Annotated in this window: 10 protein-coding genes; 6 read left to right on the forward strand and 4 right to left on the reverse strand. The window is 64.0% G+C overall.

The genetic code is table 11. The features are described from left to right. Positions 1 to 336 (reverse strand): PAQR family membrane homeostasis protein TrhA (gene trhA, locus AC1KVG_RS12905; RefSeq protein WP_481094653.1); only part of this gene is annotated, 336 nt, incomplete at its 3' end. Between the two features lie 586 nt (positions 337 to 922). Here trhA and AC1KVG_RS12910 point away from each other — a divergent pair. From AC1KVG_RS12910 to AC1KVG_RS12925, 4 genes are all read left to right on the forward strand, one after another. Next, a complete protein-coding gene (locus AC1KVG_RS12910) occupies positions 923 to 1399 on the forward strand; it encodes a hypothetical protein (protein WP_481094654.1) in 477 nt (158 codons plus the stop codon). Between the two features lie 96 nt (positions 1400 to 1495). Beyond that, a complete protein-coding gene (locus AC1KVG_RS12915) occupies positions 1496 to 1735 on the forward strand; it encodes a hypothetical protein (RefSeq protein WP_481094655.1) in 240 nt (79 codons plus the stop codon). Between the two features lie 368 nt (positions 1736 to 2103). After that, a complete protein-coding gene (locus AC1KVG_RS12920) occupies positions 2104 to 4599 on the forward strand; it encodes a DEAD/DEAH box helicase (RefSeq protein WP_481094656.1) in 2496 nt (831 codons plus the stop codon). Beyond that, complete coding sequence (locus AC1KVG_RS12925; RefSeq protein ID WP_481094657.1) at positions 4596 to 6383, forward strand: ribonuclease H-like domain-containing protein; 1788 nt, start codon at positions 4596 to 4598, stop codon at positions 6381 to 6383. The genes AC1KVG_RS12920 and AC1KVG_RS12925 overlap by 4 nt, the downstream gene beginning before the upstream one ends. 84 nt (positions 6384 to 6467) lie before the next feature. Here AC1KVG_RS12925 and avrBs2 read toward each other — a convergent pair whose 3' ends face one another. Both avrBs2 and AC1KVG_RS12935 read right to left on the reverse strand, forming a co-directional pair. Continuing rightward, positions 6468 to 8618: a type III secretion system effector avirulence protein AvrBs2 gene (avrBs2, locus tag AC1KVG_RS12930; RefSeq protein ID WP_481094658.1), complete on the reverse strand. Its 2151-nt coding sequence runs from the start codon at positions 8616 to 8618 to the stop codon at positions 6468 to 6470. A gap of 132 nt (positions 8619 to 8750) precedes the next feature. Next, a complete protein-coding gene (locus AC1KVG_RS12935; RefSeq protein ID WP_481094659.1) occupies positions 8751 to 9908 on the reverse strand; it encodes an ROK family protein in 1158 nt (385 codons plus the stop codon). 104 nt (positions 9909 to 10012) lie between these two features. Between AC1KVG_RS12935 and AC1KVG_RS12940 the strand changes: the two genes are divergently transcribed. Continuing rightward, positions 10013 to 12676 (forward strand): TonB-dependent receptor, encoded by a 2664-nt coding sequence (locus AC1KVG_RS12940; RefSeq protein ID WP_481094660.1) that lies wholly within the window; start codon positions 10013 to 10015, stop codon positions 12674 to 12676. A gap of 10 nt (positions 12677 to 12686) precedes the next feature. Next, the gene (locus AC1KVG_RS12945; protein ID WP_481094661.1) at positions 12687 to 13475 is read left to right on the forward strand and encodes a DUF1868 domain-containing protein; all 789 of its coding nucleotides are present in this window, start codon (positions 12687 to 12689) and stop codon (positions 13473 to 13475) included. A 347-nt stretch (positions 13476 to 13822) separates the two neighbouring features. Here AC1KVG_RS12945 and AC1KVG_RS12950 read toward each other — a convergent pair whose 3' ends face one another. Next, on the reverse strand, positions 13823 to 14329 hold the full coding sequence (locus AC1KVG_RS12950; RefSeq protein WP_481094762.1) for a hypothetical protein: 507 nt from the start codon (positions 14327 to 14329) through the stop codon (positions 13823 to 13825). Positions 14330 to 14554 lie beyond the last annotated feature (225 nt).

Below are 14554 nucleotides of genomic sequence, written 5' to 3' on the forward strand. Positions count from 1 at the left end.
CGCCCAGCGCCAGGTGCCGTCGAGGGCGACCAGCAGGAAGGGGGTGTAGGAGCCGGCGATCATGACGAAGATGCCGGCGTGGTCGAACTTGCGCAGCATCGGTTGGCGCTGCGGCGGGGCGAAGTTGTAGGCCGCCGAACAGCCGAACATCACCAGCAGGCCCAGCGCGTACACGCAGGTGGCCAGCAGCATGGTCTGGCTGGCGTGCGCGCGCCAGACCATCCAGGCGCCGCCGACGATGGCCAGAAACAGGCCCGCAGCATGCACCGCGACATCGGCGCGGCGGGCGGAAACGGTCTTGTAATGCGGAGCAATGGCGCTGGGGGGCACGGGCACGGCGGTTCTTCGAGGTGGGGGAGCCCACAGCGTGCAGAACAACGGTGACGCGGCGGGGGCAACAGGATACCCGGCTTGCTGAATCCGCTCAGTGAGCTAGAGCATTTTTCTAATCAGGGGTTGCTCTTACGGCACTACTAGCTAGCCTAGGCAGACACTTTCCGCTACGACCGCAAGATGGTGCCTTCGGCATGTGTATGTGTAACACCCGGTCGCACGTTGTTGAATTTTTTGACAATCCTCAACCTTGTTAAGGCATTCTTTAATAACACATGTAGCTATTAAAGGATGCTTACATGCCAAATTATTTAAAGAGATTGCAGATCTCTGTCCGATATAAAAAATCAACGCGATAGCTTTTGTTTGCGAAACGCACCACGCCACCTTAATCTTACAAACATCTTCGAACTTTAGCTGTGAAGATGATAGCCAACATTATATCTCCCTTGATAGCTTTGCGCTGGAATCACCTATGCCGCCGTTAGTTTTATTATAAATAATCGGAACGTCAAATATTAGCAACGCCAACCAGTACCCCATAAAGGATATAATAAAATCGCCAATTTATCTAGATCAAGCAATTTTTATGCGGTGGTATGAAGAGTATAGAGAGCGCCGCTACTTGCAAGAAGTTCCAGATGATTTAGTCATACAGCGTGCACGCGACCTCATATCCAATATTTTGACGTTAGAACCAAACGGAAAAATTGGGTGTGTTCAAGGAACTTCAAGAACCGGTAACTTTCTTTGGCGACTATTTTCCCATTTTCTTGAGGAGTCGCGTCTCAGAACTGGAAACTACCACGGCTTACTAATTAAAAGTGGCATCGGCGGGGTTTTGGCGCCGAAGCCAACAGCACCAAATAGCCCCGCATCTAAATCTGTTTTAGAAATGCTTAAAAATAGCCAGAAAAAAAGACATCTTTTTAAGTTCGGGGAAATCAGATGGATGCGCGCCCTTCTAGAAAGAGGGGAGATTCGAATAGCGCCAGCTTCACTCTATAACGATGAATCGCTTGGCCCAGCGATCGCCGATGACGAGTTTTCCTATGACTTAGATTGAGAAAATTTTGAAGAAGATATACTAAACCTCCATCCATTCAAAACTCGCCTAGTTGATGCATTCGGTGCTCCGGCCCCTAAACACAAACGAGTTAGCATGGAAACAAACTATTATGCATGGTGCGCCAGCTTTGGGCTAAGCCTTAGGCTGTTTGATGACTTCAATGCTGATTCTGTCTTAGTGATCCACAATGTTGGTGAGTTCTCAAAGAGACTTTTGCAGGCCTTACGTGAACCTTTGCACGAATGGCAATTTACGCCGTGTGCGATTCACTACTTTGATCCGTATCATCCCTCGAAAAAAAACCATGAGCGTTTTTTCCTGCAAACACTTTAAATATCTTTATCAAGAAGAAATTCGTTATACATTTCTCCCTCCTCATCCTACCCAGAAGTTAGACCCGTTATTTCTAAAACTAGGCCCCTTGACCGATATCGCTGAAATTCTAAATAGGAAGGAACTGGAGCATTAAAATTTATAGCGCCTTTGATATATTCAGTGTTCACTAACCTAGTGCCGCAGCGATCAATTTGACATGGTGCTTCGCCTTTACAGCAGAGACCGAAGCTGATTTCCGGCCGCGCAATGGCTTACCAATACCCGGCTTGCTGAATCCGCTCAGTGACACAGGCTCGCCGGTTTGGCGCCGGTCTCATACCCTGAGACACCTCCCCTGTCTCATGCCCCTCTTTGGGAGCTGCCGTATGCCTCCGTTTGCCCTCGCTCCCCGCACCGAAACCGCCGAACGCGCGCTGGCCACCACCGATGGCCGGCCCAGCCGCGATGGCGCGCTGCTGACCGAACGCCTGGAACGGCGCTACCACGACCGCATCACCGGCAGCTTCACCCTGCCCGGGCGCGAGGGCCGCTATGCGCCGATCCCGGACGATGTGCCCAGCGCGCTGGCCGATGCCTTGCGCGCACGCGGCATCACTCAGCTGTATAGCCATCAAGCCGAGGCGTGGGCGGCAAGCCAGCGCGGCGAGCATGTGGCGATCGTGACGCCCACGGCCTCGGGCAAATCGCTGTGCTACACGCTGCCGGTGGTGAGCGCGGCGATGACCTCCGGCGCCAAGGCGCTGTACCTGTTCCCCACCAAGGCGCTGGCGCAGGATCAGGTGGCCGAGCTGCTGGAATTGAACCGCGCCGGCGAGCTGGGAGTGAAGGCCTTCACCTTCGACGGCGACACGCCCGGCGATGCGCGCCAGGCGATCCGCCTGCATGGCGACATCGTGGTGAGCAATCCGGACATGCTGCATCAGGCGATCCTGCCGCATCACACCAAGTGGGCGCAGTTCTTCGAGAACCTGCGCTATGTGGTGATCGACGAGATCCACACCTATCGCGGGGTGTTCGGCAGCCACGTCACCAACGTGCTGCGCCGGCTCAAGCGCATCTGCGCGTTCTATGGCGCCAACCCGCAGTTCATCCTGTGCTCGGCCACCATCGGCAACCCGCATGCGCACGCACAGGCCCTGATCGAAGAACAGGTGCATGCGATCACCGAGTCCGGCGCGCCCACCGGCGACAAGCACGTGCTGCTGTGGAACCCGCCGGTGGTCAATGCAGACCTGGGGCTGCGTGCGTCGGCACGCTCGCAGAGCAACCGCATCGCGCGCATTGCGATCAAGAGCGGGCTGAAGACGCTGGTATTTGCGCAGACACGCCTGATGGTGGAAGTGCTGACCAAATACCTGAAGGACATCTTCGACAACGACCCGCGCAAGCCGCCGCGCATCCGTGCGTATCGCGGTGGGTATCTGCCCACCGAGCGGCGCGAGGTGGAGCGTGCGATGCGGGCCGGCAACATCGACGGCATCGTCTCCACCTCGGCGCTGGAGCTGGGCGTGGATATCGGCGCGCTGGATGTGGTGATCCTCAATGGTTACCCCGGCAGCGTGGCGGCGACCTGGCAGCGCTTCGGCCGCGCCGGGCGGCGCCAGCAACCGGCGCTGGGCGTGCTGGTGGCCAGCTCGCAACCGCTGGATCAATACGTGGTGCGGCATCCGGATTTCTTCGCCGATGCCTCGCCCGAGCATGCGCGCATTGCGCCGGACCAGCCGCTGATCCTGTTCGATCACATTCGCTGCGCCGCCTTCGAATTGCCGTTCATTGCCAGCGAACCGTTCGGGCCGATCGACCCGCTGGTGTTTCTGGAAGCGCTGGCCGAGAGCGAAGTGATCCACCAGGAAGGCGACCGCTGGGAATGGATCGCCGACAGCTACCCGGCCAATGCAGTGAGCCTGCGCTCGGTGGCCGATGGCAACTTCGTGGTGGTGGACAAGACCGACGGCAAGCAGCAGATCATCGCCGAGGTGGATTATTCGGCCGCTGCGCTCACGCTTTACGAAGGTGCCATCCACATGGTGCAGAGCACGCCGTACCAGGTGGAGCGGCTGGACTGGGAAGGCCGCAAGGCCTATGTCACGCGCACCCACGTGGACTACTACACCGACAGCATCGACTACACCAAGTTGAAGGTACTGGACCGCTTCGACGGTGGCGTGGCCGGGCGCGGCGACTCGCATCACGGCGAGGTGCATGTGGTGCGGCGCGTCTCCGGCTACAAGAAGATCCGCTATTACACGCATGAAAACATCGGCTACGGGCCGGTCAATTTGCCTGATCAGGAGTTGCACACCACGGCGGTGTGGTGGCAGCTGCCGCAGGCCACCTTGGGCAAGGCGTTTGCGTCCAAACAGGATGCGCTGGATGGATTTCTGGGTGCGGCCTACGCGCTGCACGTGGTGGCCACGGTGGCAGTGATGGCCGATGCACGCGACCTGCAAAAAGCCGTGGGCAATGGCGACGGCGCATGGTTTGCGGTGGCCGACCAGACCGGGCGCGGGCAACTGCGCGGTGTGGAAGAAGGCGAAGAAGGCGCGGTGGAATTGCAGCAGGCGTTCGTGCCCACGGTGTATCTGTACGACAACTTCCCCGGCGGCGTGGGCCTGAGCGAGCCGCTGTGGCTGCGCCAGGCCGAGTTGCTGCAGCGCGCGGACGAGTTGGTACGGCGTTGCGATTGCAGCGCCGGCTGCCCGGCCTGCGTGGGCCCGGTGCTGGCCGCGCACGAAGAAGGCAAGGGCGAGTCGCCCAAATCGCTGGCATTGACGGTGCTGGCGCTGTTGTTCGATGCGGATGCGCCATTGCGCCACGCCACGCAGGTGGACGACGACCTGGCGCTGGATGTGCTTGCATGAGTGTGAGTGCGGACCGGCTGCGCTTGTTGCGGCGTCAGGCCGGGCATGCCGATGTGCGCGCGCCGGTGACGATTGCAGACGGCGATGCACCGCACGGCGCGCAGGCGGCGCCTGCGGTTGATGCGGATGCCGGACCTGTTGCTGGAGTGCCCCAACTGCATTCCAATGCAGGCGCGCGTGTTGCGCCGCATGCAGCGATGGCACGCGCGGTCGTGGATCCTGCTCCTACTGGCGACGTTGCCGCACGTGAGGTGCGTCGTGGTGCATCTTCGCCCTGCGATGCGCCGGCGATCGCGCAGACCGGCGTGGACGATGAAACCTCAGCGTTCGCGACCGAATGCATGCTGCTTTCGCCTGCACAACAGATGCACTCCGCAGTGGTCGGACGAACATCTGGTGAAGCAGTTGTTGTAGATGTTGTTGTGGGCGATGCGCGCACGCGTGCCGCAAGTGAAATGTCTGCAACGGCACAGCCGACGCGTGACCCGGCAACACCGGTGGCTGGTAGCGGCCCTGGTGTCAGCGCAGAACGTCTGCGCTTGCTGCGCCGTCAGGTCGGCGGGCTGATGCCTGCAGCGCGCAAGGACGATGCGGTGATGCCCACGCGCGCGCAGCGTCAGCCTGCGTCAGGTGCCACCTCGCAGGGGTGGCGCGCTGCGCCACGCGATGCTGCTGCGCCAAGCGCGCAGGCAGGCAACGTGGACGCTGGCAGTGACCGGCGTGCCCAGGCACAGACACCGGCAATGACGCGCCGCGCCTTGCAGGCACCGGGTGCTGCAACGCCAGCGCGCGATGCCTCCGTGTTTGCCTGGGTGGAGCACGACGTGCGCCACCGGCCGGTATCTCCGTTGCAGTCGATATCGCAGTCGCAGTCGCAATCGACTGCGCATGCCGATGCCGATACAAATGTCGCGGACGCTGCTGCGAAGCGTCTACCTGCATCGCATGAAGCGTCCATCGCACCGGCACCCCCTTCGCAGCGACGCACCGATATCGCCGGCCTGCGCAAGATGATCGGCCTGCGCGAACGTGCTGTATCGGCGCACACGCCGGTGCGTGTAGCGTCCACCGATCGCCATCTGCCCGGCAACGAGATCGCACCCGGTCTGCATCTGATCGAGGACTTTCTGCCGCAGCCGATTCCGCACGAAGCCTTGTCATTGGCGTTCGCAAAACGCGAGGACGCGGTAGACCCGATGGATCTGCTGTTCTTCGACACCGAAACCACCGGCCTGGCCGGCGGCACCGGCACGCGCGCCTTCATGATCGGGGTGGCCGATTGGTACATGGACGACGCACACGGCAGCGGGCTGCGCGTGCGTCAGTTGATGATGTCCACGATGGCGGCCGAGAGCGCGATGCTGGATCTGTTCCGCAGCTGGCTGTCGCCGCAGACGGTGCTGTCCAGCTACAACGGCCGCTGCTACGACGCACCGTTGTTGAAGACGCGCTATCGGCTGGCACGCCGCGGCGACCCGATCTCCGCGCTGGATCATGTGGACCTGCTCTTTCCTACGCGTCGCCGCTATCGCGGCACCTGGGAAAACTGCAAGCTGGCCACCATCGAACGACAACTACTGCGGGTGGTGCGCGAGGACGACCTGCCCGGCTCCGAAGCCCCCGCCGCCTGGTTGAGTTACCTGCGCGGCGGTAGCGCGCGCAACCTGCGCCGCGTGGCCGAGCACAATCATCAGGACGTGGTGACCTTGTCGCTGTTGCTGCAACGCCTGGTGGCGGTGGACGCGCAGGACCGCGAGGTGATTCCGATGCTGGAGATGCCGTAACGCTGGACCAGGCGCTGCGCTGGCACGGCGTGGCCCGCATGCCGCCGGGCCACGCTATGCCAGCGCAGGATCACTGCACCGGTGTCACTGCTCCGGCTCGATCTGTTTGGCTTGCTCGTTGAGGTAATGGGTCACCGGTGCGCCGCGGTACTGATCGGTCAATCGCCCCAGCGATTCGGCGCGTGCATCCGCCGCCTGCCTTGCGGCGGCGTCGTGCGGACCTTGGGGCGCACGATCCAGACGGCGGCCTTCGCGCACTGCCGCTACATGGGCCGGGTCGGCTGACTTGGACGCGGCGCGGAACTCGTTGGTGCGCTGCTCCACGATCGCCGCATCGCGTGCGGTGTCGATGGGGGTTTCCGGCGGCAGGTCCAGTTCCATGCCGGTGTGGCCACGCGCCAGCGTGCGGTTTTCCAGCAGCGCGAGCAGTTCTTCCTCGGGCTGGTCGGTCAACAGGCTTTCACCGGCGTCGCGAAAGGCACCGGCGGTGGTGCGCTGAATCCCAAAGGCTTCGCCGCTGAGCTTTTGCATCTCGCCGAAGTTGCGCCAGACGTAATAGTCCTTGTCGTGGTTGGCGCGCGGCAGCGAGAAATCCTCATACCGGTAGCCGGACGAAAATGCCGCCTGCGCGTAAGCCGAGTCCGGCTGACGCAAGCGTGTGCGTGTCAGTTCCATGGCCTTGCCCGCAGCGCTTTGCTGATCGGTGGCCACCGCCTCCACGATGACCGGGCGCATCTTGTTCCAGCTTTCCAGCCACTGCACTGCGGTCTCGGCCAGCCCCTCGGGGCCATCGTCCTTGCCCGGGAAGAAATCGCGCAGCTGCGGGTCGGCCAGCATGCCCTGGCTGAAGACCGGCACCACATTGATCTTGGCCAGCAGGCGATCGAGCGCGGCACGGCGGGGCGCATCCTGCGAGTGCATCGGATTGATCTGGTAGTGCTTGTATAGATTGGACACGAATTGATCGAAGCCGCCCGTGTAGTACTTGGCATACAGCTTGATCGCCGCCCCCTGGCGCAGATCCGGCCGGCGCATCAGCAGCATCGCCACCGCCTCGGCGGTGTCTTCCTTGCAATCCAGCGCCACCGACATCGCCTCCGGCTTTTGCAACGCGTGCTCCAGCGCCTGCTCCACGGCGGCAATGGTCTGATCGGTCTTGATGAAGTTGCCATCGACCGGGTTGCGGATCACCAGCGGCATGTCGCGCAACTGGGCGAACGGCACCTGCGAGACCAATCGGTTCTGCGAGTCGTCGGTCATGCGGCCAATGCTGAAGTCGTGCATCAAGACCGGCACGCCATCGGCACTGACTTCGACATCCAGCTCCAGGTTCCGATACCCCTGTGCGTAGGCGCGATCGATGGCGGCAAGCGAGTTTTCCGGAATGCCGGCGTGGTTGTCGAACAAGCCCCGGTGCACCATCACGTCCTTGCCCAGCGCGCGCGTGCTCGGCGCCTGGAAATACGTGTCATGAACCAGCTCCTTGCGGTGCTTGCGCAGCAGCGCGTCCTTGCCGGCCACCAGATGATGATCGTTGGCCTTGAAGAACGCTGCACCGCCGTCGCGCGCCGGCACCTCGTAGCCGTGGTAGCGCGCGGCTTGCTGCAACTTGCGGCGCGGCTGCATGGAGGCGGCGGGCTGCAGCCAGTGTGGCGTTGTCAGCCCGTGGCCGGGCAGATCCAGCGCCTTGCGCAATGCGGCGTGGGCTGCGTCGCTGAAGGTGTCGCCAGGCGCAAACGCGCGCTGCAGATCGAAGATGATGCGGCCTTGCTGCGCATCGACCAGCACCGGGCCTGCCGCTGTACTGGCGCAATCGGGTAGCGCTTTGGCCATGGCTTTGAACGCGGCTCTATCCAGATACACCGGCTGCAGCGCTCCAGCTGCAAGCTTTGCTGCAATGCTCTCCTTCTCGGGCGCGATGCCGGCCTGCGCGAGGTGGGTGGCCAGCTTGCTTTGCAGCGCTTGCACCGTGATCTGCCTTGCCTGCACTTCAGCCAGCCGCTGCTCCGAAAACTCGCTGTCCAGCGCCACCAACGCCTGCTTGCCGGTCATGGCGCTGTCGTTCAATGGCACCAGCGGTGGTTGCATGAGGGCCTGGCGACGAGGCCGTGCACGCAAGGGCAGATTGCCGCCTGGCGCGTGCGGCACCTCCATCGGGGTGATGGCACTGGTGTGCGTGGGTGTTGCCAGCGCGGTGGTGTGCGTGGCGGCTGGTTGCAAAGGACCAATACGCATGACGACCTCAAGAGCACTGCGGGCGGCCAGTAAAGCGCGTGGCATATGACAATTCGCAACCGAGGCGAAGTCTGCCGCCGCAATGCGAAACGATGCCCCCGGCGCACCGCATCACGTGGTCCCGCGCCTGCTTTAGAACAGCGTTTCCTTGAACGGCAGCATGGCCGCACCCAGCACCGTGGCGTGTGCCTGCACCTGCCCGACCAGCAACGCCGGATACGGCGATGCGACGCCGCGCCGTGGCGCGGATTCGAAGGCGATACGGGCGATCAGCCGTTGCGCAAGATCTGCCGGCAGGCGCGCGCCGAAGACGATGACGCGCGGGTCGATCAACGCGATGATCGCCGCCACCGCCAGCGTCACGGTGGGTTGCACCGCATCTAGCCAGGCCTCGATCTGAGGCCAAGCCGCGTCGTAGTGCTGCAGCATGGTGTGCAGGTCCGGCAGCGCATGGCCATCGGCGACCAGCGCCTGGCGCAGGCTTTCCAGCGTTGGCCGCGCCATGCCGGTGATGGCCGAGATGCGCCCCAGTTCGCCCACGTTGCCGTGCGCGCCGCGGTGCACGCTGCCGGCGGCGATCACGCCCGCGGCGAAGCCGTCGGCGATCGTCAGATAGACCAGATCCGGCGATTGGCGGCCAACCCCGTACAAGGCCTCGGCCAGGGCGGCGCAATGGGCGTCGTTGTCCATCCAGACCGGCAACTGCAGGCGTTCGGCGATGAACCGGTCCAGCTCCACCTGCATCCATTCGGCGGCCAGCGAAAGCGGCGGATTGACCCGGGTGCCGTCGCCGATGCGCGGGCCGGTCATGCTGACGCCCACCCCGAACAGCTGCTGCCGGTTCACACCTGCCGCTTGCAACAACTGCTCCAGCAATTCCGGCAAGCGCGCCGCGAGCAGATCCAGCGTCAGCGGGAAGGCCGTGAGCTGGCGCATGCCGCGCACCTGCCCGGCGAAGTCGATCAGCACCACCGCGATGCCATCGACCATCACCGAGACCCCCACGCTGAACGCGTAGCCGGGCACCAGACTCAGCTGGACGCTCGGTTGGCCGCGACCACGCCGCAGCGACGGGCCGAGCTGGAGCAGGCCCTGTGCGACCAGCGGGTCGATGATGCCCTTGGTGCCGGGAACGCTGAGCCCGCTGGCGCGCGGCAGATCGGCACGTGCCAGCTGGCCGGCACTGCGGATCAGATCCAGCAACGCGCGTTCGCTGGAACCGGCGGCCTGCCCGTCGCTACGGCGGCGGTAATGCGAACGAATGGCCGCGTGGGCGAAGAAGGAAGACATAGGGAGCAAAAGGGCAGTGGTTGTCACATAAGCTTAAATTAAGCAGATTAATTTAATCCGCCTGCGGCACCACGTTGGGGCCGCCCGACATCGCGGATCGTGCCATGCGTCTGTTTCATCCCTCTTCCTCTGGCCCTGTGTGTCTGCCCGGTCCGGCCTGCGGCCCGCAGCGTCGCATATTGTCGCTCGCGCTGGGCATGGCCGTGGTGGGCTGGATGCACGCGCCGGCGCAGGCCGCCGAGGCGCCCGCCGATGCCGCGGCGCAGACCCTGGATGCGGTGCAGGTGCGCACCTCGTTCCAGTCGCAGAACACGCGTGCCATCGCCACCAAACAGGCCGCGCCCACCATCGTGGACTCGGTCGCCGCCGACAGCATCGGGCAACTGGCGGACTTCAACGTGGGCGATGCGCTGCGCCGGGTCACCGGCGTCAGCACCGTGGAGTACCAGGGCGAGCCGCGCTACGTGACGGTGCGCGGCCTCAACGGCAACTACAACAGCATGCTGATCGACGGCTTTGCGTTCGCCAGCAACGACATCGGCAGCCGCCAGGCGATGATGGATGTGCTGCCGGCCAACTTTGTCGACCGCATCGATGTGGTGAAGTCGTTCCTGCCGGAAAACGACGGCGGCGCGATCGGCGGCGTCACCAACCTGGTCACCGCCACCGGCTTCGGCCGCCCGGACGGCCTGCTCACCTTCTCGGCCAAGGGCGGCGCCAACCTGATGGGCAGCCGCTATGGCGGCAGGACGCCGGTTGGCGAGGGCGACCTGAAGTGGGGCAAGCGCTTCGGTCGCGACGGGCAGTTCGCCTTTTTGGGCGCCGCCAGCCAATGGCGACGCGAGATCTCGGTGCCGCAGCAGGAAAACGGCGGCGGCTTGAACTGGTACGCCGCCAATGGCACGCGCGATCCGGTGGCCTATGGCGGCACCGGCGATGCGGTGCCCAGCGAGCGACGCTGGTACAACTACGACAACACTCGCGAACGGCGCAGCCTCACCGCGCGTGTGGACTGGCAGCCGGAGGGCCCGCTCAGCGGCCATGTGTCCGGTTACAGCTTCCGCCAGCGCGAGGCCTCGGACCGCTATACCCAGAACGCCCAGGTGCAGAACAGCGCGCGCCTGAGCCGCACCGGCCCGCAGAGCGGCACGCTCGACAACGTGAATCAGTACGTTGAGTTAGGGCAGTTGCGCTGGAAGCGCGCGCTGTCGGGCATCAACGGCGAACTGCTGGCCGAGTTGCCGGCGCAGTGGCGCGCCGCGCTGCGCGCCAGCACCTCGCGCGCCACGGTGGACAACCCGCAGACCTGGGACCGCTTCCAGCAAAATCGCCTGGCCTACGGCTTCGACTGGAGCGGCACGCTGCCCGCCTTCACGCCCCTGGCCCCGGCCCTGGCCGACGACCCGGGGCGCTACGCAAACCTCTATCACCAGCAAGAACGCACCGGCTACGCCGAACGGGTCGGCGACCTGCAGCTGGAGCTACGTCGCAACATGGACGAGGACAGCCGTGGGCTGGGGCTGGCCGTTGGCGCGCGGCAGGTGCGCACGCACATGCGCACCGATGTGCAGCGCACCACCTGGAACGGCTTGCCCGACACCTTAGCCGACGTGCTGGGCAGCCCCACCTGCGCGCTAGGTTGCAACAGGCAGATGATGACCATCGACCCGGCATTGGCCGATGCGCGCTGGGATGCGCTCGCCGGCCAGGCGCGCGGGGTGGTGGACACCACCGCGCAGAACAGCGGCAGCTACAGCGTCGACGAGCAGGTGCGCGCCGGCTTTGCCCAGGCGCAATGGCGCGGCGAGCGCTGGCTGCTGGCTGGCGGCATCCGTCTGGAACAGACCCGCTTTGCCAGCGCCGGTCAGCAGCTGAGCGGAACCACCTGGACGCCGGTCAGCGCGGTGCATACCTACCGCAACTGGTTGCCATCGCTCAGCGGGCAACTGCAGACCAGCGCCAACGGCACGCTGCGCTTTGGTGCCTCGCGCTCGATCGGCCGCCCGCGCCTGGACCAGATGGCATTGAACGGCGGCGTGCTGCAGCTGGGCAGCACACCGCCCACGCTCAACCAGGGCAACCCGGACCTGCAGCCGCGCCGCTCGCAGAACCTGGACCTTGGCCACGACTGGAGCTTCGACGACGGCGGCAGCCTGCTGTCGATCGCGCTGTTCCACAAGACCATCGACGATGAAATCTTCCGCTACGGTCAGATGGACAACATCGACGGCGAGCAGGTGCTGGTCACCCAGCCACGCAATGTGGACCGGCCGGTGCGCCTGCGTGGCGCCGAGCTGGGAGCCATCAAGGAGCTGGGGCCGTTGCTGCCTGCGCTGGACGGCTTGTCGGTGTCGGCCAATGTCACGTTCCTGGACGTGGAGTACCCGGTGGTGCTCGGCGATGGCACCCGCACCACCCTGGACGTGCTGCCGCAGCAGCCCAGGCAGTTGTGGAATCTGACCCTGAATTACGCCCGTGGGCCGCTGCGCACCACGCTGGCCTGGAGCCGCACCGGCGAGCTGTGGGATGACCGCTTTCCCAATTACAGCAGCCTGCCCGAGTTCTATCGCAACCGTTACCAGCAACCGCTGGACCGCATCGATCTGAAACTGGGCTGGGATGTGTCGCCGGCGGTATCGCTGAGCCTGGACGTGCTCAATCTGGCCGGCCAGGGCTACCAGTACCGCATCGGCCGCGATCAGGAATATGTGCAATCGGCCTGGAAGATGGCCCCCACCGTGATGGTCGGCGTCAATGTCAAACTTTGAGGAGCTGTGTATGTCGCCATGTCTGGATACCACCTTCAGCCGCCGCCGGCTGCTGGCCGCCGCTGCCGGCGCCTCGCTGCTGTCCACCGCGTTGCCGGTGCTCGCCGATAAAGCGCCGCCGCCGGATGTGGGCCGCAAGTTCCTGCGCTCGAAACGGCCGATGCCGTTTGCCGGCAATACGTTTGTGGGCCATCTCGAACAGCAGGGCGATGGCTACGACAGTTTCGACCGGGTGCTGGAGATCTACCGCGAATTGCCCGAGCAGCGCTTCGCCAACAAGCTGGCCGTGTTGCCGCCGAGCAGCTATCACGTGACCTTGCTGGGCGGAGTCAATGAAACCGACCGCGCGCACGGGCCATGGCCGAGCGATCTGGCGCGCGATGTGGCGTTGGCCGACATCAACGCCAGCTTCCTGTCGCGGTTGCAGCAGCGCGATGCTGCACCGCTGGGCGCGTGCCGGTTTCTGGTCGACCCCACCGCGGCCATGACCGGCAGCCACGACAATCTGCTGATTCCGTTGCTGCCTGCCGATGCGGCCACCGCGCAGCGGTTGGAGACGGCGCGTCAGGCATTGATGACGTTGACCAAACTGCAGCGCCCGGATTACACCAATTTCCGTTTCCACATCTCGTTGGCTTATCTGTGCGAGACGCTCGATGCGGCCGAGCAGCTGGCCTATCGCCTTGCGGTGGGCGATTGGTTGAAGCGGCTTGCGGCGGCCGGCCCGATCACGGTGCCGCGTTTCCATTTTTGTACCTTCAAGGACATGGACGCGTTTCGTGAGGTGTATGAGGTTTGAAGTTGGGCTTATATGGCGAATGCAGAAGCCCCTCTCCCTCCGGGGCGATAAGGCACGGCTTGCGTGCCACTGGCGCGCGTGCCTTGGAGCGCCCGCGCCGCAAGCGCGGGCCGGGGCGCGGAGCAGGGGTTGGGGTGAGGGTACGCAATCTCGCCAACTCACAATCGCCGGGGTATTTGCCCTATCGAAAAACCGAATATTTCGTTTAAGCAGGCGTTTGCAGCACGTTGAATTTTGTGTGTGATGGCGACACCTGTGTGCGTGGTTGATGCCTGTTGCACAGTATCGGCGAGCAGACAGGCACCAGCGCATCCAGCTTGCCCGCGCACGATGGCGACACGATGCGACTAACCGGAGACCCGTGTCACCAGACCACGGTCCAACGCCTCGCGCAGCACCTTCAGCGCTTCGCGTGTAGCCAGCTTGGAGGCACCGGCCTGCTTGGTCGCCAACGCGGCCTGCCTGTCGGCCAATGCACGTTGCTCCCTGGCCAATGCCTGCAGCGCCTCGGGCATCGCGCTCTGTTGCGAGGATGCAGATGCAGCGGCTGACGGCATTCGTGTCGAGGCCTGGAGCGCACGCGGCTCGGTCTGTGCAGAGAGCTGTGCGGCCAGTGCGGCTTGGCGCTCGCTCAGCGCATGCTGACGTGCCGCCAAGGTGGCCTGGGCGTCGGCCAGTTGCTGGCTGCGGACATGCGCCGCGCTCAGCCGATGCATCAGCGTCGGATTACGCACCAGGTATTGCACACCACCGGCACGGAACCACAACACGCGCTGGCCATTGCCCGCATACGCGCGTGCGGTCTGCAGATCGCTGCGCGAGCCATGCATGACCTGATGGTCGCCGTGCACCAACACATAGGCATCGCCTTCGTCCTGGGTGATTGCGGTGGCTTTGCCGCACGGTGCGTTTGATTTGGCACGCGGTGTGGCCGGGACTGTTGCTGCACTGGGTGCACTGGGCGCAACGGGTGCGACGGGTGCCAAAGGCGCTGTTGGCGCGCTGGCTGTTGGCGCGATAGGAGAAGCCGCAGGTGCCGGCAGCGCCGGCATGGCAGGCGCTGCCGGCACAACAGCCAA

This window comes from Xanthomonas sp. NCPPB 3959 (assembly GCF_056675575.1).